The organism is Sphingomonas sp. Leaf357 (assembly GCF_001423845.1).
Taxonomy (GTDB): Bacteria; Pseudomonadota; Alphaproteobacteria; order Sphingomonadales; family Sphingomonadaceae; genus Sphingomonas.
The window spans coordinates 2,563,069-2,588,597 of the sequence record NZ_LMPM01000001.1 but is presented as its reverse complement, the minus strand read 5'-3'; the positions used below and the strand labels follow the sequence as shown (position 1 = coordinate 2,588,597).

Sequence of the window (25,529 nt, the reverse complement as noted above, 5' to 3'; positions counted from 1 at the left end):
ACAAGCTCAGCACGAACGGGAAGGGGGTTAGAATTCGCCATAGAGCCTTTCCCTGGCGCTTAAAGCGCTTCCCCCGGCGGAGGCCGGGGTCCAGTCGTGAAGGTCGATGTTACGTCGCGCAGCGTCCGATCACTTCTGTGTCCCGACTGGACCCCGGGCTTCGCCGGGGAAGCGCACTGGTCATTGGAAACGAGAAACTAAAAAGCCAATCTCAAGCCTGCGCCGTCGCCAGCGCCAAAGCGCGGCTCGTCTCCACCAACTTCATCCGCAACGTGTGCGAGAAGTTCCGGCCGATCGCGTTGCGCACCTCCTGATTGGCGGTGATGTACGCCCGCAGCGCCGCCGCCTCGGCGCACCAGAATCGGGCCGGGGTTTCCAGCACCACCGTGGCGGTCGCCGGTTCGCCGGTCAGCGCGCTCGCCTCGCCGATCAGGTCGCCGGCATGGCAGGTCGCGACCTTGCGTCCGGACACCGTGACCGTGGCGTCGCCGCTGAACAGATAGACGAGATGCGCGGTATCCTCGCCCTCGCGGGTCAGCGCTTCGCCCGCCTCGCCGGAGATCCAGTATCCGCGATCGATGAAATGCCGCGCGGCCGAGGGTGAGACGCCGGTCAGCAGGCTGTCCCGCATCGCGGCGTCCTCGACCGAGAACCGCGCCGCCTTGTTGCGGGTCAACGCTGCCAGCCCCAGAACCGCACCGCACAGGACGATCGCCGCTGTCCAGCCGATCGCCACCCAGCCGCTGTGCCAAAGATAAGCGTGCCCACCCAGCACCGCGGCCGCCAGCGCGATCAGCCAGCGTGCCCGCGCGTTGCCGACGATCAGCGCTGCCAGCAGAAGGGCGTAACCGAGATGCAGGCTCAACGCGGGAATCGCGAACACATCCGTCCTTTCGATACGCTGCCCGGATACCGGGCCGGGCCGCACTTTCGTTACCTTAGCCGAACAATTCACCTTGCGGACCTTGCGGCGGCCTGAACAGGTCTCGGCGTACCGATATCCGCTCTCTGTTCAGCCCGTATTTCCGGCATGCAATATGAAAGCGCGTGCGCAACAGATCGCCGAACGCGCCTTGGCCGCGAAACCGGCTGTGGAAGTTGGGATCGTTGTCCCGACCGCCGCGCAGCGAGCGGATCGTCGCCATCACCTTGGCCGCGCGATCCGGAAAATGCTCGTCGAGCCAGGCGCGGAACAGCGGCGCCACCTCATGCGGCAGGCGCACCGGCAGGAAGAACGCCGCCCGCGCCCCGGCGTCCGCCGCGCGTTCGAGGATATGTTCCATTTCGTGATCGGTGATCGCGGGAATCACGGGCGCGATCGAGACATAGGTCGGGATGCCGGCCTCGCTCATCCGCTTCACCGCCGCCAGCCGCCGGGCGGGGGCGGGGGCCCGCGGTTCGACCGTCATCGCGATCCTGGGGTCGAGCGTGGTGATCGAGATCGCCACCGCGACCAGCCCCTTCGACGCCATGGGGCCGAGCACGTCGATATCGCGCGTCACCCGGTCCGATTTGGTAGTGATCGTCAGCGGATGGTTCGTCTCCGCCAGCACTTCGATGCAGGCGCGCGTGATGCGCCAGTCGCTTTCGATCGGCTGATAGGGGTCGGTGTTCGTCCCGAACGCGATCGGCAGTGGCTCGTAGCCGGGCTTGGACAGTTCCGCACGGAGCAAGGCCGCGGCATTCGGCTTGGCGAACAGCCTGCTCTCGAAATCCAGTCCGGGCGACAGATCGTGAAACGCATGGGTCGGCCGCGCGAAACAATAGATGCAGCCATGTTCGCAGCCCCGATACGGATTGATCGAGCGATCGAAGCCGATGTCCGGCGACTGGTTCTTCGAAATGATCGTGCGTGGCGTCTCCACCGTCACCGTCGTGCGCAGCCGGGGCGGCGCGCCGTCCAGATCCTCGCGCGCATCGAGCCAATCCCCATCGGCCTCTGTCTGCGGCAGGTTGAACCGACTGCTCTCCCGATTGAGCGTCGCGCCGCGTACTGCCCTCGGGTTTGCCATGTTCCGAGACTTAGTCCAGAAGCTGGAACGTAACAAGAACAAACAACCGTGCGCCGGCAACTGACTGGATCAGCGCTCCGTCAGCCGCGGCATAAGCTCCACGAAGTTGCACGGCTTGAACCGGCTATCCAGTTGATGGACCAGGATCCCGTCCCAGCCGTCCTTCACCGCGCCGGTCGAGCCCGGCAGCGCGAAGATATAGGTGCCCTGCGTCACGCAGGCGCAGGCGCGCGACTGGATCGTGGAGGTGCCGATCGTCTGGAAACTGAGCCAGCGGAACAGTTCGCCGAAGCCCGGGATCATCTTGTCGGCGACCTGCTCGATCGCCTCGGGCGTGACGTCGCGCCCCGTCACGCCGGTGCCGCCGGTGGTGATGACGCAATCGACCTGATCGTCGGCGATCCAGCGTTCCAGCTTGGCGACGATCGCCGGCACGTCGTCGGTCACGATGCCGCGATCGGCCAGCACATGGCCCGCCGCGTTCAGCCGGTCGACCAGGATCTGGCCGGATTTGTCGTCGGCCAGCCGGCGGCTGTCGGAAATGGTGAGGATCGCGATCCGAACCGGCAGGTGCGTCGCGCCTTCATCAATTGGCACTGAGGATCGTGCCCTTCACCGCCGTCAACCGCACCGCGCTCGCGCCCGCCATGCCGGGAAAGCGCGGCCACATGCCCTGCGTCAGCGCCATGCGGCTCGGCGAGACCGTCTTGCCGCCCTGCGATTCGTACATCCAGTAATTTCGCAGCACCGTGGCGACATAGCCGCGCGTCTCCCAATACGGGATCGATTCGATGTACAGCAGCGGATCGCCGCCGTCGCGCGACATCGCGTTCCACAATTGCACCGGCGCCGGGCCGGCATTGTAGGCCGCGATCACCTTGGGCAGCAGACCGCCGGTCAAGGGCAGATCGCGCAATTGCTCGAGATAGGATTGCCCCACCTCCATATTGACCGAAGGCTTGCTCAGCGCCGAGCGATCGTAGATCCGGCCGTGCTTGCGCGCGATGTCGGTCGCGGCGGCGGGCATCACCTGCATCAGGCCATACGCGCCGGCCTTGCTGATCACGTTGGTGCGGAAGCGCGATTCCTGCAGCGTGTGGGCGTAGACGAGCGCCTTGTCGACGCGCCAGCCGCCATCCGGCGTCCAGTTCGGCGCGGGATACCGCGCGGCGAGCGAGGGCTGCGCGCCGACCGGCCCGTTCTGCGACAGCCAGACCTGCGTGCCGGGCAGATCGAAACTGGCGGCGAGGCGCACCAGCGCGCCGAATTCGGACGGATCGCCGAGCTTGGCCTCCTGCCGGATCACCTCGTCCGCCAGCCCCGTCTCGCCGATTTCGACGAGCGCAGCGGCGACGCGCACGTTCGGACGGCGGCCCAGCACCTGCCAGTCGGCGGCGACATAGCCGTCCGGCTTCGGCATCACTTCGCGAATGCCCAGCGCCTGACGCGCGAGCAGGCCGTAGAACGTCTCCTTGTACTGCGCCGCGCTCTTCAGCCGGCCTTCGATCCGGTCGGGACGGGCGCAGACCATGTCGGCGCGCGCCGCCCAGTACAGGGCGGCGGCGCGCAATTCGATGTCGCCCGCCCGGCCGGCGACGCGTTCGAACCCGCTGCCGGCCGTCGTGCAATCCTTCTGACGCCATGCCGACAGCGCGCCGACCCATTCGCCCTGGATCGACCAGTCGCCGGTGCCGTTCGCGGCCTTGGCGGCCATCGCGCGGGCATTGTTGTCGTCACCTTGCAGATAGTAGATCCAGGCGACCTTCTGCTGCCATTCGGTCAGCGCCTCGGGCGTCAGCCCTTCGGTCGATTCCAGCAGGGCCTGTGCCGACGTGCCGTCGTCGGCCTTGATGAAGGGCTGCATGCGGATCGCCAGTTCGGCGGTCGACATGTCGGTCTTGATGCTCTTGGCGCGGGCGCGGACGGGCGCGCTGCCGAGCCAGGTCAGGCGATTGCCCTCCGGCAGCGGCGGCAGGTCCACCGCGCCGCGCGACCGGGCCATCGTATAGAGTTGCTGCGCCTGGGGCAGTTCCGGTGCTTCCGCGAGCAGCTGCATCAGCGGATCGAGATCGGCCTTGGGGGACCCCTTGGCGGTGAGCAATTCGGCGCGGGCGATGGCGTGCAGCGGGCCGGGCTTCATCGATGCGAGCAGCAATTGCGCGTCCTGCCACTTCTGATCGCGGATCAGCGCGAAGACGTTGCGATATTCCTCGCGCTGGCCGGCGTCGAGCTGGTCGGGAATGCCCGCCTTGCCGCGGGACGGCTGGCCGATCGCCGACTGGGCGGTCGTCGCCTCAGCCGGCTCCGCCGCATGGGCGATGGCGGGTGCCGCCGCCGCGATACAGGCCAACGCCAGAACTGCCTTCACGATTCCAATCCCCCGATCAGCATCCGCAAATCTTTCCAAGCCTCGGCCTTCTTGGCCGGTTGTTCGATCAGGAAGCGCGGATGGAACGTCGCGACCCCCTGGAAATCCACGGCCACTGTGCCTGCCGCATGGTTAACCGTTCGTAAACCCCCGCGCGCGCGGAGAAAATCCATCCCGAGCAGCGCACGGCTGGGCGCATTGCCCATCAACAGCACCCTTTTCGGGGCGGCGAGCGCGATGTGATGCTTCAGGATTTCGCTCAGCCGGGCCTCGATCTCCGGCGCGATCCGCCCGGCGGCGGGCCGGCTGTTGCACAAGGGGACGAGATAGACCGTCTCGCGACTCAAGCCGATCGCGGCCAGCATCCGATCGAACAATCGTCCGGCCGCGCCGCTCATCAACACGCCGCTTTCGCCGTCCTCGCGCTCGGGCATGTCGATCACGATCATGATATTCGCGGCGGCATCGCCCTGCGCGGCGATCGCCCTGCCGTGCCACGCCGCCTCTGGCGTTTCCGGCCCCACGCGCCACGCCTCGAACGCGGCCAGCGTATCGGGCATGGTGCCCGACGCCGTTACGGCATCGGCGATCGTTACGTTGGGATCGGCAGCCGGCAAAGGCGCGGGGCGGGCCAGCCAGTTGCGTGGACACTCGTCGATATTGGCATCGACGCCGGCCTCGCGCCACCAGTCGAGCGCACTCGCAGCCGCTTGATTCCAGTCGAAATTCTGATCAGCCCCCATGTCGTCCTTAGAGTGTGTTATTGACGCGAAGGTCAACTTGCTGGCACCGCAACTTGGACAGGACGTTGCTGCGACGCGACGAGAGTGCATCGCACGGCCCCCGATGGAGACGAAGAGTGAGCGAACGCGAATCCATGCCCTATGACGTCGTGATCGTCGGCGCAGGCCCCTCCGGCCTTTCCGCGGCGATCCGGCTGAAACAGCTGGCCAATGAGAAGGGCGGCGAACTGTCCGTCTGCGTGCTCGAAAAGGGCTCGGAAGTCGGCGCGCACATCCTGTCCGGCGCGGTGATCGATCCCCGCTCGCTCGACGAGCTGATCCCCGACTGGAAAGAAAAAAGCTGCCCGATGGCCGAGGTTCCGGTCAACGACAATCAGCACTGGATTCTGACCAAGAAGAAGCGGTTCGGCATGCCGCACTTCATCACGCCAGGCTTCATGCACAACAAGGGCACCTATACCGGAAGCCTTGGCAATTTGTGCCGCTGGCTGGCGGGGCAGGCGGAGGAGCTGGGGGTCGAGATCTTCCCCGGTTTCGCGGCGGCGGAAGTGCTGTTCAACGAGGACGGCTCGGTCAAGGGCGTCGCGACCGGCGACATGGGCGTGGCGAAGGATGGGACGCACAAGCCGGATTATACGCCGGGCCTCGAACTCCACGCCAAATACACCTTCTTCAGCGAAGGCGTGCGCGGGCACCTGTCCAAGGAACTGATCCGCACTTTCGATCTCGCCAGGGATAGCGAGCCGCAGGTCTACGGCCTCGGCATCAAGGAATTGTGGGACATCGATCCCGAACTCCACGCCCCCGGCCGCGTCATCCACACGCAGGGCTGGCCGCTCAGCGAGACCGGCTCGAACGGCGGTGGTTTCCTCTATCATCAGGCCAACGGGCAGGTCGCCCTGGGCTTCGTGACCTGGCTCAACTATTCGAACCCCTATCTCTCGCCGTTCCAGGAAATGCAGCGCTGGAAGACGCATCCGGCGATTTCGGAAATCCTGAAGGGTGCCAAGCGCGTGTCTTACGGCGCGCGGGCGATCAGCGATGGCGGGTTGCAGGCGATCCCGAAACTCGTCTTCCCGGGCGGCGCGCTGATCGGCGACAGCGCCGGCTTCCTCAACGTGCCACGCATCAAAGGCACGCACACCGCGATGAAGAGCGGCATGATGGCCGCCGAGGCCGCGTTCGACGCGGTGGCGGCGGGTCGCGAGCATGACGAACTCGTCGCCTACCCGGAGGCGTTCGACGCGAGCTGGGTGAAGAAGGAGCTGTCGATCGTCCGCAACGTTCTGCCGTTGGTCGAGAAGTTCGGCGACCTGATCGGCACGGGGCTGGCCGGCATCAACATGTGGCTGGAAAGCTTCGGCCTGAAGATGCCCTTCACGATGAAGCATCATCCCGATCACAAGAGCCTGTGGCGCAAGGATCTGGTCCAGAAGATCGATTACCCGAAGCCCGATGGCGTGCTCACCTTCGATCGCCTGTCCTCGGTGTTCCAGTCGAACACCAATCACGAAGAGGACCAGCCGGTCCATCTGACGCTCAAGGATCCGGATATTCCGGTGAAGTACGATCTGCCGATGTACGACGAGCCGGCGCAGCGTTATTGCCCGGCCGGCGTCTACGAGATTGTCGGCGAGGAGACCGGGGACCCGAAGTTCGTGATCAACGCGCAGAACTGCGTCCATTGCAAGACCTGCGACATCAAGGATCCAACGCAGAACATCAATTGGGTCGTGCCGGAGGGCGGCGGCGGGCCGAATTATCCCAATATGTAGTCGGCGGGCAGAGCCTTTCCAAATTCGTCATCCCGGACTTGATCCGGGATCCAACGCTCCGCAAACGCAACTGCTGCCTGTCTCGTGGCACGTTGGATCCCGGATCGAGTCCGGGATGACGGTTAGGTTGTTCCGATGATCCTCGAACTCGCCCCGGCCAAGATCAACCTTGCGCTCCATGTCCGCGCACGCCGGGCGGACGGCTATCACGAACTCGAAACCCTGTTCGCCTTCCTGCGCGACGGCGACCAAATCCGGATTTCGCCCGGCCCGGCCAGCTTCACCATCGACGGCCCCTTCGGAGCAGGGCTCGCCACCGAAGGCGACAACCTCGTGACACGTGCGATGAAATCATTCGCTCAAACATTTGAGATCGAACCCGAATACATTATTGTGCTGACCAAGAACCTGCCGATCGCCTCGGGCATCGGCGGAGGCTCGGCGGATGCCGCCGCCACGCTCCGCGCGCTGGCCCGTCTGAACCACATCGCGCTCGACGACCCCCGCTTGTTCGCCTGCGCCGACGCACTCGGCTCCGACGTGCCGGCCTGCCTGCTCGGCCGCAGCGCGATCGGAACGGGCCGGGGAGAGCAGCTCGCGCCGTTGGACGGCCTCACCGACACACCCGTCCTGCTCGTAAATCCCGGCGTGGCCGTGTCCACCGCCGCCGTGTTCAGGGGTTGGGGCGGAAAGGATCTAGGCCCGATCGGCGAGGGGCCGCTGCTTGATATCGCCAGGGCCGGCCGCAACGATCTGGAGCCGCCGGCCCGCGCGCTGGCGCCGGTGATCGGCGACGTGCTGGACCGGCTCGCGAAGACCGCGCCGAGCCTTGCCCGCATGTCCGGCTCCGGTGCCACATGCTTCGCACTTTACGCTGACGGGTCCGAACGCAGTCGCGCGGCGGACGCGATCCGCGCTCATGACCCCGCTTGGTGGTGTCTCGAATCGACACTCGCGTAACGCTTTTCCGTACCGCTTCGGGACGGCCAGGAAATCGTTAACCTTTGTCGGGCGCGCGAATCCTCGATTGGCCCCGCTCTTGCTGAACCTCTACCAGAACGGATCCGCCGCCGGGGAGCGCCGCGTCCGCCGATGATCTGCGGATGCCGCACGTCATTCAGCAAAGGGGGCGGCGCACGCAAGTTCGTCGCCCTTTTTCACGCGCGTGACGCAACACACTTGCGCCAAAGGGCCTTCTCGCGACATAGGCGCAGCCCATGAGCAACCGTTTCGACAAATCCACGCTGCCAAGCCGCCACGTCTCGGTGGGCCCGGAGCGCGCGCCGCATCGCAGCTATTACTATGCCATGGGCCTGAGCGAGGAGGAGATCGCCCGCCCGTTCGTCGGCCTGGCATCGGCGGGCAACAATTCCGCGCCGTGCAACACCACGCTGGATGCGCAGGCCGATGCCGCGCAGCGCGGCGTGGAACAGGGTGGGGGCATGCCGCGCCGGTTCAACACGATCACCGTCACCGACGGCATCGCGATGGGCCATCAGGGTATGAAATCCTCGCTCGTCAGCCGCGAGGTCATCGCCGACTCGGTCGAACTCAGCGTGCGCGGGCATTGCTACGATGCTCTGGTCGCTTTTGCCGGTTGCGACAAATCCCTGCCCGGCATGATGATGGCGATGCTTCGCCTGAATATTCCGTCGATCTTCGTCTATGGCGGATCGATCCTGCCCGGCCGCTTCCACGACAAGGACGTGACGGTCGTCGACGTGTTCGAAATCGTCGGCCGCTATGCCGCCGGCACGTGCCCGATCGAGGAGGTCCATGCGCTTGAGAAGGTCGCGTGCCCCGGCCACGGTGCGTGCGGCGGGCAATATACCGCCAACACCATGGCCTGTGTTGCCGAAGCGATCGGCCTTTCGCTGCCCAACAGCAACATGATTCCGGCACCGTACAGCACGCGCGAACAGATCGGGGTCGCCGCCGGTGCGCAGGTGATGGACCTGCTTGCCGCCAATATCCGCCCGCGCGACATCTGCACCCGCGCGGCGTTCGTGAATGCCGCGCGCGTCGTCGCCGCGACCGGCGGCTCCACCAACGGCGCGCTGCATCTGCCGGCCATGGCGCACGAAGCGGGCATCTCATTCGATCTGTTCGACGTGGCGGAAGCCTTTAAATCAACGCCTTACCTTGCGGATCTGAAACCGGGTGGAAAGTATGTCGCGAAGGACATGTACGAAGCCGGTGGCGTCTACATGCTGATGAAGACGATGCTGGCGAACGATCTGCTCGACGGCAATTGCCTCACCGTCACCGGCAAGACGCTCGGCGAGAACATCGATCAGGTGACGTGGAATCCCGACCAAAAGGTCATATACGACGTCACGACCCCGATCACCCCCACCGCCGGCGTCGTCGGGCTGCGCGGTACGCTCGCACCCGACGGCGCGATCGTGAAAGTCGCGGGCATGCACCGCCTGCAGTTCGAAGGCCCGGCGCGCGTGTTCGAATGCGAGGAGGATACCTTCGCCGCGGTCGAGAACCGCGAGATTGTAGAAGGTCAGGTCATCGTCATCCGCTATGAAGGGCCGAAGGGCGGCCCCGGCATGCGCGAGATGCTCTCCACCACTGCTGCCCTTTACGGCCTCGGCCTCGGCGAGAAGGTTGCGCTGATCACCGACGGACGCTTCTCGGGTGCGACGCGCGGCTTCTGCATCGGCCATGTCGGCCCGGAAGCCGCCGATGGCGGTCCGATCGCCCTGGTCGAGGATGGCGACATCATCCGCATCGACGCCGAGGCCGGCACGATCGACCTCGACGTGCCGGAGGACGTGCTGGCCGAGCGGCGTGCCAAGTGGCGTCCGCGCGCCAACGACTATCAATCGGGCGCACTGTGGCGCTATGCGCAGAATGTCGGCCCCGCCTATCAGGGTGCCGTCACCCATCCGGGAGCGCGCGCCGAAACCCATGTCTATGCGGATATCTAGCGCACTATTGCTCATCTTCATGCTGGCCGGTTGCGGTGAGGCAAAGACCGACCACGCGACGCTGGCCAAATATGAAGCCACCCGCCGCGATCCCACGGATGATCTGATCGACTGTGCGCACCATGCCGCAGCGCTTGCCCGTGCCTGCACCGTCGACCGCCAGACCGGCGACGATGGTCTGATCCTTACCGTTCGCCATCCAGACGGCGCTTTCCACCGCTTGCTGGTGACGAAGGATGGCCGCGGCGTTATCGCAGCGGATGGGGCCGAGCAGGCGGTGGTCAGCGTGATCGGTGACGACCGGATCGAAGTCGCCCTGGGTGGCGATCGCTATCGCCTCCCCGCGACGACCAAGGCGCAGAAGCCATGACGCCACTTGCCGGCCAACCCATCCTCACCGCCGCGCAGATGCGAACGGCCGAGGATGCCGAGATCGCGAATGGCGCCACGGTGGAAAGCCTGATGGCTCGCGCCGGGCAGCAGATCGCTGCCGCGGTCCGCCGCCTCGCGGGCGCATCGCCGATCCTGATCCTGTGTGGACCCGGCAACAATGGCGGCGACGGCTATGTCGCCGCACGGCTGTTGGGAGATGCGGGGCTGGACGTGCGCGTGGCGGCGCTGGCCGATCCGAAGACCGATGCGGCGACGGCGGCAAGAGCAGGGTGGCAAGGGGCGGTGGAGCGCTTCGCCGATGCCGAACCCTCCGCCATTTTGATCGATGCCTTGTTCGGCACCAGTCTCACGCGACCAGTGGACCCAGCCATGGCAGCAAAGCTCGCCGCGTTGGTGGCCGACGCGCAACTGTCGATTGCGGTCGATCTCCCCAGCGGCGTCGCCACCGACGACGGCAAGGTGCTGGGCGACGTTCCGACCTTCGACGTCACCCTCGCACTGGGTGCTGCCAAGCCATCGCATCTGCTCCAGCCCGCCGCGCGTCATTGCGGCGACGTACGCGTGCTCGATATCGGCGTCGCGGCATCGTCCGCCGCGCATGTCCTGGCAAGGCCGTACCTGCCCGACCCCGGGCCTGACTCGCATAAATACACGCGCGGCATGGTCGCCATCATCGGCGGCGCGATGCCGGGCGCTGCCCGCCTGGCCAGCATCGCCGCGATGCGCGCGGGTGCCGGGTATGTCCTGCTGCTCGCCGACACGCATGGCCCGCCTGACGCCTTGGTCCACACGCCGTTCTCCGGTCATGCCATCGCCGATCCCCGCATCGGCGCTCTCCTGATCGGCCCCGGACTCGGCCGCGACGACGACGCCAGGGGGAAGCTCCACGCCGCGCTCGCCACCCCGCACCCGCTGGTGATCGACGGCGATGCGCTCCACCTGCTCGATCTGGCGGACACAGCGGGGCGCAAGGCTCCGGTCATCCTCACGCCGCACGCGGGCGAATTCGACGCCCTGTTCGGCAAAGCCGACGCCGGCAAGATCGATCGCACCCGCGACGCTGCAAATCGGTCGAGCGTAACCGTCGTGTTCAAGGGTGCCGACACGGTTATTGCCGCAGCCGATGGCCGCGTCCGCGTGTCGCAGGCCGCCAGCGTCTGGCTCTCCACCGCCGGCACCGGCGACGTGCTGGCCGGGACGATCGCCGCGACGCTCTCTGCCGGGCTCGATCCGCTCGACGCCGCCGCCGCCGGGGTGTGGCTACACGGAGAGGCCGCGCGTCGGCTGGGCCCCGCGTTCATCGCCGACGATTTGGCGCACGCGCTCACCGACGCTAGGGCGTCGTTATGACCGATACCATCATCCGCGTCGCCGCGCGCGGCGAAGGCCTCACCGCCGATGGCCGCAGCGCTCCGCTCGCCGCGCCAGGCGACACGTTGACGCCGGCGTTCGAGGTGATCCCCGGCCCGCACCACCAGACGCCGCCCTGCCGTCATTTCCCGACCTGCGGCGGGTGCCAGCTCCAGCATCTCGACGATGAGAGCTATGCGCAGTTCATCACCGATCGTATCGCGGGCGCGCTCGCCGCGCATGATCTCGTAGCCGATATCCGGCTGCCGAAACTCTCGCCTCCGAAGAGCCGCCGCCGCGCCGCGCTGCAAGCGGAGATGAAGAACGGCAAGGTGCAGATCGGCTTCAGCGAGAATGCGAGCCATGTTCTGGTCGACATCCAGGAATGCTGGGTACTCACGCCGGAATTGTTCTCGGTCGTCGGGCCGTTACGACGCTTGCTCGCAAAATTTCTCAAAAAGAATCGCCGCGCCCGTCTGCGCCTGACGCAGGCGGATCAGGGTATCGACTTGCTCGTCGAGGGTATCGAGGCCGAAGGGCTCGATGCCGCAGAAGCCATCAGCGATTTCTGTCAACAGCATGGCGTAGCGCGTTTCGCGATCGACAGCGGCCTCGGCCCCGAAGTGCGTTGGGAGCCCGAGCCGGTCACTATCACACTCAACGGCGTCGCCGTGCCTCTGCCCACTGCCTCGTTCCTTCAAGCAACAAGCGAGGGCGAGACGGCGCTGATCGCGGCGGTGCGGGAAGGGGCGGGCGATGCCCCGACCGTCGCCGATCTCTTCGCCGGCCTCGGTACCTTCACCTTCGCGCTATCCGCTAAGGTTTATGCCGGGGAGGCAGCGCGTGAGGCGATCCTGTCGCTCAAATCCGCCGCGGCGCGCATGGGTCGCCCGATCTTCGCCGACCACCGCGACCTCTACCGTCGCGCGCTTACTACCGCCGAACTCGACCGCTTCGCCGCGATCGTGCTCGATCCACCACGAGCGGGCGCGCGGGAACAGGCGCTGCTCCTCGCACCGTCCAAGGTGCCGACACTGGTATATGTTTCATGCAACCCCAGCAGCTTTGCCCGTGATGCGCAGATTATTTGCGGAGGTGGTTACACGCTCGACTGGATCCAGCCGGTTGGGCAATTCCGGTGGTCCACCCATGTCGAACTGGCGGCGAAGTTTAGCCGGACACCCAGCCCCAATCCCCGCCCGTCCTGAGCTTGTCGAAGGACTGTCCTTCTTCTCGACGGTCGAGAGAAAGGCAGTGCTTCGACGAGCTCAGCACGGACGGGTAGGGGATTCTGGATAGTCCGCCCCGACGAAGAACAGTCCATCCGGCGGCGCATTCAGCCCGAGCCGCGTGCGATCCTTCGCCGCCAGCGCGTCCGCCAGATCGTCCGCAGACCATTTGCCTTGCCCTACCAGCGACAGGCACCCGACCATCGATCGCACCTGATGATGCAGGAACGACCGCGCCTCGGCGAACACGCTGATGCGCTCGCCGTCCTGCACCACCTCCAGCCGGTCCAACGTCCTAAGGGGGCTATCCGCTTGGCAATGCGCCGAGCGGAACGTGGTGAAGTCATGCCGCCCGATCAGCCGCGCAGCACCCTCGGCCATCGCCTCCGCATCCAGCCCCTTGGGCACGCGCCACGCCAGCCCGCGTTCCCAGGTCAGCGGCGCGCGACGCAGGACGATGCGATATTCGTATCGCCGCCCGAAGCACGAAAAGCGCGCGTGCCAGTCGCCGGGCACTACAACGCAATCTAGGATCGCCACCGGGGCCGGCCGCAGTTTCGCGTTGATCGCCTCCATCAAACGGAACGGCGCGATCGGTTTCTCGACATCTACATGCGCGCGCATCGCGGTGGCATGGACCCCGGCATCGGTGCGCCCGGCGGCATGGACCGCCGCCGGCTCGCCCGTCACCGCCAGCACCGCCGCCTCGATCGCCGCCTGAACGCTGGGGGACGATGTCTGCCGCTGCCAGCCAGCGAACGGCCGCCCGTCATATTCCACCGTCAACGCAAAACGCGTCAAAGCTGCGTGCCTTCCGGGATCGGGAAGCCGCGCAACAGTTCCGCCGCTGTCATGACCCCGCGCCCGGCGCGCTGGAGGAGGATGGGGCGGATCGCACCTTCGCCACAAGAGATCGTCAGCGATGCGTCCACCACGATCCCGCCGGGATGACAGATATCGGCCGGATCAATCTCCGTTGCCAGCACCCGAACCCGCTCGCCACCGATCTCGAACCAGGCTCCCGGGGGATTGAACCCGCGCACTTGGCGTTCGATTTCGGTCGCGCTCTTCGAGAAATCCAGCCGCGTCTCCGCCTTGTCGATCTTCGGCGCATAGGTGATGCCATCTTCGGGTTGAACGATGGCAGGATAGGCCGCGAGATCGCCCAACACCCGAACCATCAGCGCCGCCCCCATCGCACTCAATTCGTCGGTCAGTTCGCCCGCCGTCTTGCCGCCGATCGGCGTCCGCCCCTCCAGCCGCACCGGCCCGGTATCCAGCCCCGCCTCCATCTGCATGATCCCGACACCGGTCTCCGCATCGCCCGCGAGGATCGCGCGCTGGATCGGTGCCGCCCCCCGCCAGCGGGGAAGCAAAGAGGCATGCACATTCAGGCACCCGAAGCGCGGCGCCTCCAGCACGGCGCGCGGCAGGATCAGCCCGTACGCCGCGACCACCGCCACGTCCGCGCCGAAGGCGGCGAACTCGGCCTGTGCCGCCGCATCCTTCAACGATACCGGCGTCCGCACCGTGATCCCCAGTGCCTCCGCTCGCGCCTGAACGGGGGAGGGCGTAACCGCCTTGCCGCGACCGCTCCGTCGGGCCGGCTGGCTGTAGCTTGCCACCACCTCGTGCCCGGCGTCGACCAAGGCCTGCAACGCCGGCACCGAGAATTGGGGCGTTCCCATGAAGATTATGCGCATGATGCATGCTCTGGCCGCTTGGCATTACCCCGCGCAACCCCCTATCTGTGCCGCATGGCCTCTCCCGAAATCGACGCGCTTACCCAGGCGCTCGCGCGGCTCCCCGGTCTCGGCCCCAGATCGGCGCGGCGCGCGGTGCTGCATCTGTTGAAGAAGCGCGAAACTGCGCTTGCGCCCCTGCTGAGTGCTTTGAGCGCGGTTGAGGACAATCTCGCAACTTGCTCGACTTGCGGCAATATCGATACGACAAATCCATGCGCGATCTGCGCCGACCACCGGCGCGACGCCCGCGCCCTGTGCGTGGTCGAGGAAATTGCCGACCTCTGGGCGCTCGAACGCTCGCGCCTGTTCCCCGGCCGCTTTCACGTCCTGGGTGGCCGCCTCTCCGCGCTGGAGGGCATTCGCCCGGAGGATCTCAGTATCGATTCGCTCGTCCGCCGCGTCGAATCCGGTGGCGTGGACGAGGTCGTGCTGGCGATGAACGCTACGCTCGAAGGTCAGACCACCGCACACTATATCGCGGAGCGTATCGAGCGCTTTCCGGTTCGCGTTACGCAGCTCGCCCACGGCCTGCCGGTCGGCGGCGAACTTGATTATCTCGATGAGGGCACGCTGGCGCAGGCGCTCAGGGCAAGGCGGCCTGTGGCCTGATCTGCGAAGTGGCTCGTTTTTCTCTTTCCGCATCCTCGTGGCTTCGTGCAAGCAACGAAGGCATGAAGAAGTCTGCGGACAAGGGTGAACTTGACGCAGAGCCGTCACTTTCCTAGCTCGCCTGCATGGCAATCCTAGACATCCTCGAAGTCCCACACCCCGGTCTGCGCGCCGTCGCCAAGCCGGTCGCGGAGGTGGACGACGCCGTCCGCGCAATCGTCGCCGACATGTTCGACACGATGTACGATGCGCGCGGCATCGGCCTCGCCGCAACGCAGGTCGCGATCGAACAGCGCATCGTCGTCATCGATCTTCAGGAACCCGAAAGCGACGAAGAGGACGCCAAGCCCGTCCGCGCACCGCATGTCTTCATCAACCCGGAAATCGTCGCGCTCAGCGAGGAATACGCCAGCTACAACGAAGGTTGCCTGTCGATTCCCGAGCAATATGCCGAGGTCGAACGCCCCGCGCGCTGCACGATCAAATGGCTGGACGACAAGGGTGGCGCATACGAAGCCGAATTCGACGGCCTGATGGCAACGGCGATCCAGCACGAGATCGATCACCTTAACGGCGTGCTGTTCACCGATCACATCTCGAAACTGAAGCGCGACATGCTGATGAAGAAGCTTGCCAAGGCGCGCAAAGCCGCTTGAGGTGAGGTTAGCCACGACCCTGTCCAGCTTCGTGTTCCTGGCCGCAGCAACGCCGGCCGACTCACAAGATCAGGCGCGGGTTGTGGCACCGGACTTTTCAAAGGCGACTAGCCGTTCTGCTGCGAAGGCCTTGGCGACCAAAGGCGTATTGACGAAGATCCTGTTTTTTCCGGCTGAATTGGGCGGCGAGGACGTCAAAGATAATGTCGGTTATATCACGCTCGAGGCCTTTGCGGATCGGGAGCGAATTATTGCGAAACTCTCGAAACTGCGCAGCGAGGGCCGGATCGATAAGTTGACGGTCGTTCCGGAGTATAAGGGCCGGAGTTTCGTTCCCTCCAAGATCGTGTTCCGGACGGCGCTCGGGCAAAAGCCCGGCACTTTCAATCCCGTAATAGTGATCTGGTGAGTTTGGGATCGAGCGTTAGAATAACCCCTCGATCTCCCCGTCACCCCCGAACCGGATCGCCTCCGCCGCCGGCACGCGCGGCAAGCCCGGCATCGTCATGATCTCCCCGCAGATCGCCACGACGAACCCCGCGCCGGCGCTGAGGCGCACTTCGCGCACCGGCACGACATGGCCGGTCGGGGCGCCCAGCTTCGCCGGGTCGGTCGAGAAACTATATTGCGTTTTCGCCATGCAGACGGGCAGGGTGCCGTACCCGGCGTCCTCCCAGCGTTTCAACTGCGCATGCACGCCTGGATCGGCGATCGCCTCCTCGGCGCGGTAGACGCGGGTCGCCACGGTGTTGATCTTTTCGAACAGCGACAGATCGTCGCCGTAAAGTGGCGCAAATTGTGCTGCCCCATGGTCGCACAGGTCCGCGACCTTCTCCGCCAGCGTCTCGGCGCCCGCGCCACCATCCGACCAATGGGTGCACAGCACCGCTTCGGACCCCTGCGCCGCCGCGATCTCACGGATAACGTCGAGTTCGGCGTGACTGTCACCATCGAAGCGGTTGATCGCCACCACTACCGGCACGCCGAACATCCGCACATTTTCGATATGCCGCGCGAGATTGACGCCACCGCGCCGCACCGCCGCAACATCCTCCGCCCCCAGCTCGGCCTTGACGACCCCGCCATTCATCTTCAGCGCGCGTACCGTCGCCACGATGACGGCAGCAGCCGGCTTCAGCCCGGACTGACGGCACTTGATGTCGAAGAATTTCTCCGCCCCAAGATCCGCTCCGAAGCCGGCCTCCGTCACGACATAATCGCCCAGCGCCAGCGCAGTACGGGTTGCGATCACCGAATTGCAGCCGTGCGCGATATTGGCAAAGGGCCCGCCGTGCACGAAGGCTGGCGTGCCCTCCAGGGTCTGAACGAGGTTCGGCTTGATCGCCTGCGCCAGCAGCACCGCCATGGCGCCATCGGCCTTGAGGTCGCGTGCCGTCACCGGCCTGCGGTCTCGTGTATAGGCGACCACGATCCGCCCCAGCCGCGCCTCCAGATCGTGCAGGTCGGTGGCGAGGCAGAGGATCGCCATTACCTCGGAGGCGACCGTGATGTCGAACCCGCTCTCGCGCGGGAATCCATTCGCCGGCCCGCCCAACGATTGCGCGATATCGCGCAACGCGCGGTCGTTCATGTCCAGCACCCGCCGCCACACAATCCGCCGCACGTCGATATCCAGCGTGTTACCCCAGTGCACATGATTGTCGATCATCGCCGCCAGCAGATTGTGCGCGCTGGTGATGGCGTGGAAATCGCCGGTGAAATGGAGGTTGATGTCCTCCATCGGCGCGACCTGAGCGTAGCCGCCGCCCGCCGCGCCGCCCTTGGTGCCGAAGCATGGCCCGAGGGAAGGTTCGCGCAGGCATAACACCGTCTGCCGCCCGATCCGGTTCAGCGCGTCCGCCAGGCCGACCGAAGTGGTCGATTTCCCCTCGCCGGCCGGGGTCGGGTTGATCGCCGTCACCAGGATCAGCTTGCCCTGCCGGCCCGTGGCTGGAACGCGCGACAGATCGATCTTCGCCTTGAAGTGTCCATAGGGCTCTACCGCATCCGACGGTATCGCCAGTTTGGCGGCGATTTCCCCGATCGGTTGAAGGCGAGCGGCACGCGAGATTTCGATGTCTGACAGCATGATATCTTCCGTAAGCTGGACGGACGTCATCGCAAGCCAAAGTGCGGATTTATCTCTGTCCTCTAACGCTCGTTCGATCTATGTTCCCGCCATGCGTTGCCCTATCAGCTTTTCGACCCGCCATTGGCCCGATCATCGTCATGGGAGCCGGTTTTCGCACACCAATAGCGTTAATTTCGTCACCTTCGCCGAGGCTCTCTGATGGAGATTTTGATCGCGGCGCTTGTCGCCATCATCATTGGGCTGGCGTTGGGTTGGCTGTTTGGTAATCGCACCGCCGCACTGGCGCGCGCCGAACGCGATGCCCGTACCGAGGAATTCAAGCGCGCGATCGTCGATCTTACTTCGGCGGAAGAACGGGCGCGGGGCGTGGCCGAATTGCGTGATGAACTTGAAGCGATTCGCGACGAACGCGACATTGCTCGGCTGGAGAACGTCCAGCTAAAGACCCACTCTGCCGCCTTCGAAGCGCGGATGATTCAGCAGCGCGAGGACAACGAAGCGCGTCTGCTCGAACAGCGCGACGTTCACAACGCCCGCATGCTCGAACTGCGCGAAGCCAAGGACGTCATGGCGGCGCAATTCAGCGACGTCGCCGGCAAGCTGCTGACCGAGGCGCAGACCAACTTCCTTAAGCGCGCCGACGAACGCTTCAGGCAATCCGAGGAGACCGCCGGGCAAAACCTCAAGTCGATGCTGCAGCCGGTCAGCGATCGGTTGCTGAAGTACGAGGAAGCCGTGGGCAAGGTCGAGAGCGAGCGCAAAGGCGCGTTCAGCGAGCTCAAGGGCCAGATCGAACAGATGCGCATCGGCCAGGAAAAGGTGTCGAGCGAAGCCGCCAAGCTGGTCAATTCGCTGCGCAACGCCCCCAAATCGCGCGGTCGCTGGGGTGAACAACAGTTGAAGAATGTCTTGGAATCCTGTGGCTTATCAGAGCATACCGATTTCCAGACCGAAGTGTCGATCTCCGGTGGCGACGAGGGCGGGCGTCTTCGTCCCGACGCGATCGTCAACGTGCCCGGCGGTCGCAGTCTGGTGATCGATGCCAAGGTGTCGCTCAACGCCTATCAGGACGCGTTCGGTGCCGTCGACGAGGCCGAGCGGACGAGGGGCCTTACTTTGCATGCCGCTTCGATGAAGGCGCACATCAACGGCCTCGGCAACAAGGCCTATTGGAGTCAGTTCGCCGACGCCCCGGATTACGTCATCATGTTCGTGCCCGGCGAACATTTCCTCTCCGCGGCGCTCGAGCAGGAACCCGGTCTGTGGGACTTCGCGTTCGAGAAGCGCGTGCTGCTGGCGACCCCCACGAACCTCATCGCCATCGCCCGAACGGTATCGGCGGTCTGGCGGCAGGAGCGGTTGGCGAAGGAGGCGCGCCAGATCGGCGAACTGGGCAAGGAACTCTACGATCGCCTGGCCAAGGCAGCGGGCGACCTGCGCAAGGTCGGCGGCGGGCTGACCTCGGCGGTCAACAATTACAACACCTTCGTCTCCAGCTTCGAGAGCCGCACCCTTGTCACGGCGCGCAAGTTGAAGGATCTCAATATCGAGCCCGGCGCGCGCGAAATCGAGGCGATGCAGCCGGTCGATGCACTGGCGCGCTATGGCGACGCGCCGGCGTTGCTGGAAGAGGCGGACGAGACCGCGACGTGATCGCCATGAGGCAGCCGGCATCCACCCGGAATGGCGGCTGCCTAAGGAACGATCAGGCAAGCGTGCTGATCAACAGGCCGGTCTGCGTGCTGCTGGTGGTCGAACTCGTACCGGTGACACTGTAGGAATCCTTCGAATCCTGCGTATTGCGCAGATTTTCGAGCATCTTCATCAGCGCGTCCAACTGGGTGGATGCCGTATCGGTACTGGTCGTCGCACTGGTCGAGTCCGTGGAATCTTCCGAACCCGGCGGCGGTCCGCGACGGCCCTGCATCCCGCCCGCGGCCTTCGGCCCACCTTCGGCGAAGAAGCCTTTTAGTTCGGTCGCCTGAGCGTCGGTCAGCGTACCCGAACTGACCTGTTCGTCGATCATCGCACCTATCTTGTCCTTGAACGAACCGGACGTCTGCGTGCCGCTCGATCGACTGGCGGAAAGCGAGGAATCGATGCTGTCGAGCGCACTGCTGAGCGCCGTCTGGTCGGTTGCGCTGATCGTTCCCGCAGACACCGCCTTGGAAATGCGATCGTTCATCTGCGCCCGTGGCGAGGTCGGCGGGGCGAAGCTTGATAGCGAGGATATACTATTCATGAGACACTCCTTTGGACGCCGGCAAAGGCCGGTGGCACAGGCTCTCACAAATTCGTTGAGATATGGTTTATCCGGGATTCACCAAATTCGCGATGGGCGTCGGGGTGAGGAATCGAGATACGTCGAACCGATTGATCGTGCCGCTCTAGAGCGCGATCGTCTCGTCAATATTTCGATTCATTGCAGCGTGTGACAGCCGTCACGGGGCTATCTTTGCCAAGGTCAGCCGATACGGCGTTGCGCCAGCACCTCATAGGCCATCACCGCCGTCGCCACCGCGGCGTTCAGGCTGTCGGCCTTGCCCAGCATCGGCAACTTGACCAGCAGGTCGCACTCCGCGGCCATCTCCGCCGGCATGCCCTGCGCCTCGTTGCCGGTCAGCAGGAAGGTCGGGCTGTCATATGTGGCCGTGCGGTAGTCGTTCTCGGTGTCGAGGCTGAGGCCGACCAACTGCCCCGGCCCTGAGCGCAGCCACGGCAGGAACTCGTCCCATTCCGCCATCACCACCGGCACGGTGAACAGCGCACCCATGCTGGCCCGCACCGCTTCGACCGAGAAGGGATCGACGCATTCGCCGATCAGGATCAGCCCGCCCGCGCCGACCGCATCGCCGGTGCGCAGGATCGTCCCGAGATTGCCCGGATCGCGCAACCGCTCCGCGACCAGCCAGATATCGGCGGATGTGCGGTCGAGCACCTTCAGCGCGCCGGCGAATTCGGCAAACACGCCGACCACGGCCTGCGGATTGTCCTTGCCTGAAAGCTTGCTGAGGATGTCCGGCACGGTCTCGATCGCCTGCCCACCGCTATCCTCGACATCGAAGATGAGCGTGCGGACCAGCGGATGGCCAGCGCCTTCGCGAGAGAAGAACAGATATTCGGGAATGCGCCCGTTCTCGCGCGCCTCGGTCAGGATGCGCAGCCCCTCCGCAAGGAACAGCCCTTCTTCGCGTCGATGCTTCTTTTCACGCAGCGACCGGATGCGTTTGATGAGCGGATTGGAAAAGGCGGTGATCTCGCGCGGCATCCGGGATCAATCCTCCCCGAACTTCGCCTCGACCAAATCGCACAGTGCCCCCACCGCCGCTTCGTCGCCTTCGCCGTCGGCCGAGATGATGATCGAATCGCCCATCGCCGCGCCGAGCATCATCAGGCCCATGATCGACGTGCCGGTGACCGATCCCGCGCCGTCCTTCTCCACCGTCACCTCGATCGGCTGGGTGGAGGCGAGGGTAACGAATTTGGCGCTGGCGCGCGCGTGCAGGCCGCGCTTGTTGGTGATGAGGACGGTGCGCTGTACCGGCATCAGGCGGCGGCCTCGCCGAGCACTTCGGACGCGACGGTGATATACTTGCGCCCGGCCTCGCGGGCCGCGGCGACCGCATCGACGACCTTCATCTTCGATCGCGCCGATCCCAGGCGGATCAGCATCGGCAGGTTGATCCCCGCGATCACCTCGAACCGCCCCTTTTCCATCAGCGAAATGGCGAGATTGGAGGGCGTTCCGCCGAAAAGATCGGTCAGCAGGATCACGCCCTGGCCGGCATCAACGTCGTGGATCGCGTCGGCGATATCCTTGCGGCGCGCTTCCATGTCGTCCTCGGGGCCGATCGCGATCGTCGCGATACGCTCCTGCTTGCCCACGACGTGCTCCATCGCGGTCACGAACTCCTCGGCGAGGCGTCCATGCGTCACCAGAACCAGGCCGATCATTCCAACTGCGTTCCACTGCCAGTGCCGTCTGCCGGAGCGCCCTCCAGGCTATCCTGGGGCGCGGCGGCCAGATCACGATGGGAGACCGTGGGCGAAAATCCCGCGGCGCGCAACGCCCTTGCGATGCGTTCGGTGACGTGAACCGAGCGATGTCTCCCCCCGGTACATCCGAACGCCATCGTGACATACGATTTTCCCTCCGCCTTGTAGCGCGGGAGCAACAACAGCAGCAGCGACTCGATCTGCGCCAGTGCCGGCTCATAGGCCGGGTCGTCGGCGATATAGGCGCTGACATCGGCGTCGAGCCCGGTGCCCGGGCGCAGATCCGGCACCCAATGCGGATTGCGCAGGAAGCGCATGTCGAACACCAGATCGGCGTTGCGCGGCAGGCCGCGTGCGAACCCGAACGACGTCACGGATAGGGTCGGGGCACCTAGCCGCTCGCCCGAGAACGTCTCGCGCACCTGTTGCGCGAGCTGATTGGCAGTGAGATCGGTCGTATCGATCAGCCGGTTGGCCCAGCGCCGCAGCGGCGCGAGCAATTCGCGTTCGCGGGCGATGCCGTCGCTCGCCGGACGATCGAGCGCCAACGGATGGCGCCGCCGGGTCTCCGAATAGCGCCGTTCCAGTTCCGCGCCCGAGCAGTCGAGGAACAACGTGCCGATGTCGTGCCCGTGTTGTTCGCGCAGCGTCTTGATTCGCTGGACGATGCGATCCGGATCGAAATCGCGGGTCCGCGCGCCGATTCCGATCGCCAGCGGCAGATCGTTGCCTTCCGATCCCTCCGGCAAGGCGGCGCCTAGCAACCGATCGAGCAGCAATAGGGGGAGGTTGTCGACCACCTCCCACCCGAGATCCTCGAGCGTTCGCAAGACCGTCGATTTACCCGCGCCGGACAGCCCGGTGACGAGCAGGATATTCTTCGGGTCGGCCATCAGGCGATCTGCCTCTTCAGTGCGAGTTCGACCTTGATCGGCGCCGATGGCTCGCGGGCATCGAGCGCGATCTCGGGAATGACGATGCCGGCGATGCGCCGTTCCACCGTCTCCAGCGGCATGCGCTCGACGGCATCGGTCAGCCGCACAAGCAGAGCCACTTCCACTCCCTCGGCATATTGCATCGGCAGGATGCCGATGCCACGCACCTCGATTCGGCCAGCGATCGTCCGGGGTGCCGTAGCGCGAACCGTTCCGTTATCCGCCTGGAGGATCGTTCGATCGTCGCTGATCAGCACGGCTCCGCGATCGATCAGACGCAGCGCCAAGTCCGATTTGCCGGCACCGGACGGTCCCTCGATCAGCACTGCATGGCTGCCGATCGCCACCGCCGTCGCATGCAGCGTTTCGCTGGTGAGAGTCTGATCGGTCATTGTCGGTCGGCCAAAGGCAATCTCACCACGAAGCGCGCGCCCCTTACTCGGTCCTCCCGCGACTCCACCGAGATGTCGCCCTGATGCCCCTCGACGATGGTTCGTGCAATAGCGAGACCTAGCCCCGAATGCTTGCCGAATTCCTCGGCTTCCGGCCGCAGCGACTGGAACCGGCTGAACACCTGCTCGCGCGCTTCCTCGGGCACGCCGGGGCCTTCGTCCTCGACCCGGATGCGCAACATCTCCTGCTCACGCGTCGCCGAGATCGATATCACCCCGCCATCAGGCGAAAAGGACACGGCGTTGTCGACCAGATTTTCGAACACGCGTTCCAGCCGCGCCCCCTCGGCCATCACGGTCATGCGTTCGCCCTCCCGGTGATCGTACCGCAGGCGGATGCCGCGTTCGACGCCGCGCGCCTCGCGCTGCGCGAGCAGCCCGGCGATCATCGTGCCGACATCGACCGGTTCGAACTTCGCCCGGCTCAGCTGCGCATCGAGCCGCGACGCTTCGGAAATGTCGGTGATCAGCCGATCTAGCCGGTGCACGTCGTCGCGCACGATTCCGAGCAGCCGCGTCTGCAAGTCTGGGTCCTTGACCATCGACAGGCTCTCCACGGCGGAGCGTAGCGAGGCGAGCGGGTTCTTCATCTCGTGCGTCACATCGGCCGCGAACGCCTCGGTCGCATCGATCCGGGCCCGCAGGCCGAGGCTCATGTCGGACAGAGCGCGTGCCAACATGCCGATCTCGTCGCGGCGAGAGGGCAGGCGGGGCACTACCACTTCGCGTGCGCGCCCCAATCGCACCCGTACCGCCGCGCGGGCGAGCCGACGCAGTGGGCGCACGATCGTGCGCGCCAGAAACAGCGACAGCAGGATCGAGACAAGCGAAACGATGAGCAGCACGACGCTCAGACGGAAACGCTCGACTCGCACCGTCTGGGTGATGTCGGTCGCGTTGGCGGTGGTCATCACCACGCCCTGGCCCGCGACGGCGGCGGCGGCAGTGATGACGGGCGTGCGATCCGGCGCGCGCCACACCGTCGCGGCGATCAGGTTGCCGCTCCGCGCGGTGCGCACGTCGGGCCATGCGAAACCGTCGGCCCGCTCGCGGTACAGCGGCGGCCGCGCTGCGCCGACCACGGTATCGATCATCGCATCCAGGAAGCGCGCCGCCGCCTGCCCGCGCCCCTGCTTGTCCGGATCCCGCAAGACCATGTTGCGCAGGCCCAGCGCGCGCGTGTCGGCCAGCAGCTTGCCGGTCTCGTCGTAAAGCCGCAGCCGCGCGCCGGTATCGCCCGCCAGCCGGAGCATCAGCGCATCGCGCCGATCCGGCTCGACCGATCGCAACGCCTCGGCGATCAATCGCGCCTCGCTGCTTGCCTGCGCGACCCGGCTGTCGACGATCCTGCTGCGATAGGAATCGAGATAGAAGAAACCGCCCGCCAGCAAGGCGAGCGCGAAGATGTTGACCGCAAGGATCCGCGGCGTGAGCGAAACCCGGCCCGACCAGCGCAGGCTCAGTTCGCCGTCGTCATTCGCCGCCGAATTCGTCATTCCTCGGAAAATCGGTATCCCGCGCCATACAGGGTTTCGATGGCGTCGAATTCGGGGTCGATCTGCCTGAACTTGCGGCGCACGCGCTTGATATGGCTGTCGATCGTTCGATCGTCGACATAGATGTCGTCCTGATACGCGGCGTCCATCAACTGGTTGCGCGTCTTCACGATGCCGGGTCGCTGCGCGAGCGTCTCGAGAATCAGGAATTCCGTCACCGTCAGCGTCACGTTGATGCCGCCCCAGGTCACCCGGTGCCGCGCGGTATCCATCGCCAGCCGCCCGCGGGCCAGCTCGCCGGCCGCCACTTCCTCGTCACCGGCCGGGCCGGATTGTGCCAGTTCGGTACGACGCAGGATCGCGCGGATGCGGGCGATCAGCAGGCGTTGGCTGAACGGCTTGGCGATATAATCGTCCGCGCCCATCGCCAGTCCAAGCGCCTCGTCCAGCTCGTCGTCCTTGGAGGTCAGGAAGATCACCGGCGTGGATTGTCTCTCGCGCAGCCGACGAAGCAGTTCCAGGCCGTCCATGCGCGGCATCTTGATGTCGAAAATGGCGAGATCGGGCGGGTTTTCGATCAAGGCCTTGAGAGCCGTCTCGCCATCCGAATAGACCCGCGTGACGAATCCTTCGGCCTGCAGGGCGATCGATACCGACGTCAGAATGTTGCGATCATCATCAACGAGTGCGATCGTTGCCGTCATCGGGTGTCGTCCTGCATTGCGGATGCGTCGATTAG

The 25,529-nt window shown here is 65.4% G+C and carries 26 protein-coding genes; 10 read left to right on the top strand and 16 right to left on the bottom strand.

All coding sequences use genetic code 11. The features are described from left to right. Positions 1–211: 211 nt before the first annotated feature. The 5 genes from ASG11_RS12165 to ASG11_RS12145 all read right to left on the bottom strand — a co-directional run bounded on the left by ASG11_RS12165 (position 212) and on the right by ASG11_RS12145 (position 5,123). The gene (locus tag ASG11_RS12165) at positions 212–883 is read right to left on the bottom strand and encodes a cyclic nucleotide-binding domain-containing protein (protein WP_055779529.1); all 672 of its coding nucleotides are present in this window, start codon (positions 881–883) and stop codon (positions 212–214) included. Between the two features lie 55 nt (positions 884–938). Then, a complete protein-coding gene (locus ASG11_RS12160; protein ID WP_055779526.1) occupies positions 939–2,012 on the bottom strand; it encodes a PA0069 family radical SAM protein in 1,074 nt (357 codons plus the stop codon). A gap of 69 nt (positions 2,013–2,081) precedes the next feature. Beyond that, on the bottom strand, positions 2,082–2,609 hold the full coding sequence (moaB, locus tag ASG11_RS12155; protein WP_055779524.1) for a molybdenum cofactor biosynthesis protein B: 528 nt from the start codon (positions 2,607–2,609) through the stop codon (positions 2,082–2,084). Beyond that, complete coding sequence (locus ASG11_RS12150) at positions 2,599–4,380, bottom strand: lytic transglycosylase domain-containing protein (RefSeq protein WP_443024464.1); 1,782 nt, start codon at positions 4,378–4,380, stop codon at positions 2,599–2,601. The genes moaB and ASG11_RS12150 overlap by 11 nt, the downstream gene beginning before the upstream one ends. Beyond that, positions 4,377–5,123, bottom strand: a complete 747-nt coding sequence (locus ASG11_RS12145) for a uracil-DNA glycosylase (RefSeq protein ID WP_055779521.1) — start codon at positions 5,121–5,123, stop codon at positions 4,377–4,379. The genes ASG11_RS12150 and ASG11_RS12145 overlap by 4 nt, the downstream gene beginning before the upstream one ends. A 116-nt stretch (positions 5,124–5,239) precedes the next feature. Between ASG11_RS12145 and ASG11_RS12140 the strand changes: the two genes are divergently transcribed. From ASG11_RS12140 to ASG11_RS12115, 6 genes are all read left to right on the top strand, one after another. Beyond that, positions 5,240–6,898, top strand: a complete 1,659-nt coding sequence (locus ASG11_RS12140; RefSeq protein WP_055779518.1) for an electron transfer flavoprotein-ubiquinone oxidoreductase — start codon at positions 5,240–5,242, stop codon at positions 6,896–6,898. Between the two features lie 135 nt (positions 6,899–7,033). Further along, on the top strand, positions 7,034–7,858 hold the full coding sequence (locus tag ASG11_RS12135) for a 4-(cytidine 5'-diphospho)-2-C-methyl-D-erythritol kinase (RefSeq protein WP_055779515.1): 825 nt from the start codon (positions 7,034–7,036) through the stop codon (positions 7,856–7,858). A gap of 257 nt (positions 7,859–8,115) precedes the next feature. Next, complete coding sequence (gene ilvD, locus ASG11_RS12130) at positions 8,116–9,837, top strand: dihydroxy-acid dehydratase (RefSeq protein WP_055779513.1); 1,722 nt, start codon at positions 8,116–8,118, stop codon at positions 9,835–9,837. A 7-nt stretch (positions 9,838–9,844) separates the two neighbouring features. Continuing rightward, the gene (locus tag ASG11_RS12125; RefSeq protein ID WP_236697467.1) at positions 9,845–10,207 is read left to right on the top strand and encodes a hypothetical protein; all 363 of its coding nucleotides are present in this window, start codon (positions 9,845–9,847) and stop codon (positions 10,205–10,207) included. Beyond that, entirely contained in the window at positions 10,204–11,580 is a 1,377-nt protein-coding gene (locus tag ASG11_RS12120; RefSeq protein ID WP_055779509.1) for a bifunctional ADP-dependent NAD(P)H-hydrate dehydratase/NAD(P)H-hydrate epimerase, read from the top strand. Before ASG11_RS12125 ends, ASG11_RS12120 begins: the two co-directional genes overlap by 4 nt. Next, positions 11,577–12,788, top strand: coding sequence for a class I SAM-dependent RNA methyltransferase (locus ASG11_RS12115; protein ID WP_055779506.1), 1,212 nt, complete (start codon positions 11,577–11,579; stop codon positions 12,786–12,788). The genes ASG11_RS12120 and ASG11_RS12115 overlap by 4 nt, the downstream gene beginning before the upstream one ends. 60 nt (positions 12,789–12,848) lie before the next feature. Here ASG11_RS12115 and truA read toward each other — a convergent pair whose 3' ends face one another. Next, positions 12,849–13,610: a tRNA pseudouridine(38-40) synthase TruA gene (truA, locus tag ASG11_RS12110; protein WP_055779504.1), complete on the bottom strand. Its 762-nt coding sequence runs from the start codon at positions 13,608–13,610 to the stop codon at positions 12,849–12,851. Continuing rightward, positions 13,607–14,512, bottom strand: a complete 906-nt coding sequence (gene fmt, locus ASG11_RS12105) for a methionyl-tRNA formyltransferase (protein ID WP_055779501.1) — start codon at positions 14,510–14,512, stop codon at positions 13,607–13,609. The genes truA and fmt overlap by 4 nt, the downstream gene beginning before the upstream one ends. A 54-nt stretch (positions 14,513–14,566) precedes the next feature. Here fmt and recR point away from each other — a divergent pair, with 54 nt between their 5' ends. From recR to ASG11_RS12090, 3 genes are all read left to right on the top strand, one after another. Beyond that, entirely contained in the window at positions 14,567–15,163 is a 597-nt protein-coding gene (recR, locus tag ASG11_RS12100) for a recombination mediator RecR (protein ID WP_055779498.1), read from the top strand. Between the two features lie 125 nt (positions 15,164–15,288). Next, a complete protein-coding gene (gene def, locus ASG11_RS12095) occupies positions 15,289–15,819 on the top strand; it encodes a peptide deformylase (protein WP_055779497.1) in 531 nt (176 codons plus the stop codon). A 1-nt stretch (position 15,820) separates the two neighbouring features. Continuing rightward, a complete protein-coding gene (locus tag ASG11_RS12090) occupies positions 15,821–16,228 on the top strand; it encodes a hypothetical protein (protein ID WP_055779492.1) in 408 nt (135 codons plus the stop codon). Between the two features lie 15 nt (positions 16,229–16,243). Here ASG11_RS12090 and ASG11_RS12085 read toward each other — a convergent pair whose 3' ends face one another. After that, the gene (locus ASG11_RS12085) at positions 16,244–17,908 is read right to left on the bottom strand and encodes a formate--tetrahydrofolate ligase (RefSeq protein WP_055780805.1); all 1,665 of its coding nucleotides are present in this window, start codon (positions 17,906–17,908) and stop codon (positions 16,244–16,246) included. A gap of 201 nt (positions 17,909–18,109) precedes the next feature. On the opposite strand from ASG11_RS12085, the gene rmuC reads away from it, so the two are divergent. After that, complete coding sequence (gene rmuC, locus ASG11_RS12080; RefSeq protein WP_055779489.1) at positions 18,110–19,564, top strand: DNA recombination protein RmuC; 1,455 nt, start codon at positions 18,110–18,112, stop codon at positions 19,562–19,564. Positions 19,565–19,616: 52 nt separating this feature from the next. Here the strand turns inward: rmuC and ASG11_RS12075 are convergent, their stop codons facing one another. The 8 genes from ASG11_RS12075 to ASG11_RS12040 form a co-directional block, all read right to left on the bottom strand. Beyond that, positions 19,617–20,153 (bottom strand): hypothetical protein, encoded by a 537-nt coding sequence (locus ASG11_RS12075; protein WP_082472733.1) that lies wholly within the window; start codon positions 20,151–20,153, stop codon positions 19,617–19,619. 222 nt (positions 20,154–20,375) lie between these two features. Continuing rightward, on the bottom strand, positions 20,376–21,179 hold the full coding sequence (locus ASG11_RS12070) for a TrmH family RNA methyltransferase (RefSeq protein WP_055779481.1): 804 nt from the start codon (positions 21,177–21,179) through the stop codon (positions 20,376–20,378). Between the two features lie 6 nt (positions 21,180–21,185). Then, complete coding sequence (locus ASG11_RS12065) at positions 21,186–21,458, bottom strand: HPr family phosphocarrier protein (RefSeq protein WP_055779479.1); 273 nt, start codon at positions 21,456–21,458, stop codon at positions 21,186–21,188. Next, positions 21,458–21,865, bottom strand: a complete 408-nt coding sequence (locus ASG11_RS12060; protein ID WP_055779476.1) for a PTS sugar transporter subunit IIA — start codon at positions 21,863–21,865, stop codon at positions 21,458–21,460. Before ASG11_RS12060 ends, ASG11_RS12065 begins: the two co-directional genes overlap by 1 nt. Beyond that, the gene (rapZ, locus tag ASG11_RS12055) at positions 21,862–22,800 is read right to left on the bottom strand and encodes an RNase adapter RapZ (RefSeq protein WP_055779474.1); all 939 of its coding nucleotides are present in this window, start codon (positions 22,798–22,800) and stop codon (positions 21,862–21,864) included. Before rapZ ends, ASG11_RS12060 begins: the two co-directional genes overlap by 4 nt. Then, a complete protein-coding gene (locus ASG11_RS12050; protein ID WP_055779471.1) occupies positions 22,800–23,234 on the bottom strand; it encodes an HPr kinase/phosphorylase in 435 nt (144 codons plus the stop codon). Before ASG11_RS12050 ends, rapZ begins: the two co-directional genes overlap by 1 nt. Continuing rightward, on the bottom strand, positions 23,231–24,790 hold the full coding sequence (locus ASG11_RS12045) for a sensor histidine kinase (RefSeq protein ID WP_055779468.1): 1,560 nt from the start codon (positions 24,788–24,790) through the stop codon (positions 23,231–23,233). The genes ASG11_RS12050 and ASG11_RS12045 overlap by 4 nt, the downstream gene beginning before the upstream one ends. Continuing rightward, positions 24,787–25,494, bottom strand: a complete 708-nt coding sequence (locus ASG11_RS12040; RefSeq protein WP_055779465.1) for a response regulator transcription factor — start codon at positions 25,492–25,494, stop codon at positions 24,787–24,789. Before ASG11_RS12040 ends, ASG11_RS12045 begins: the two co-directional genes overlap by 4 nt. Positions 25,495–25,529 lie beyond the last annotated feature (35 nt).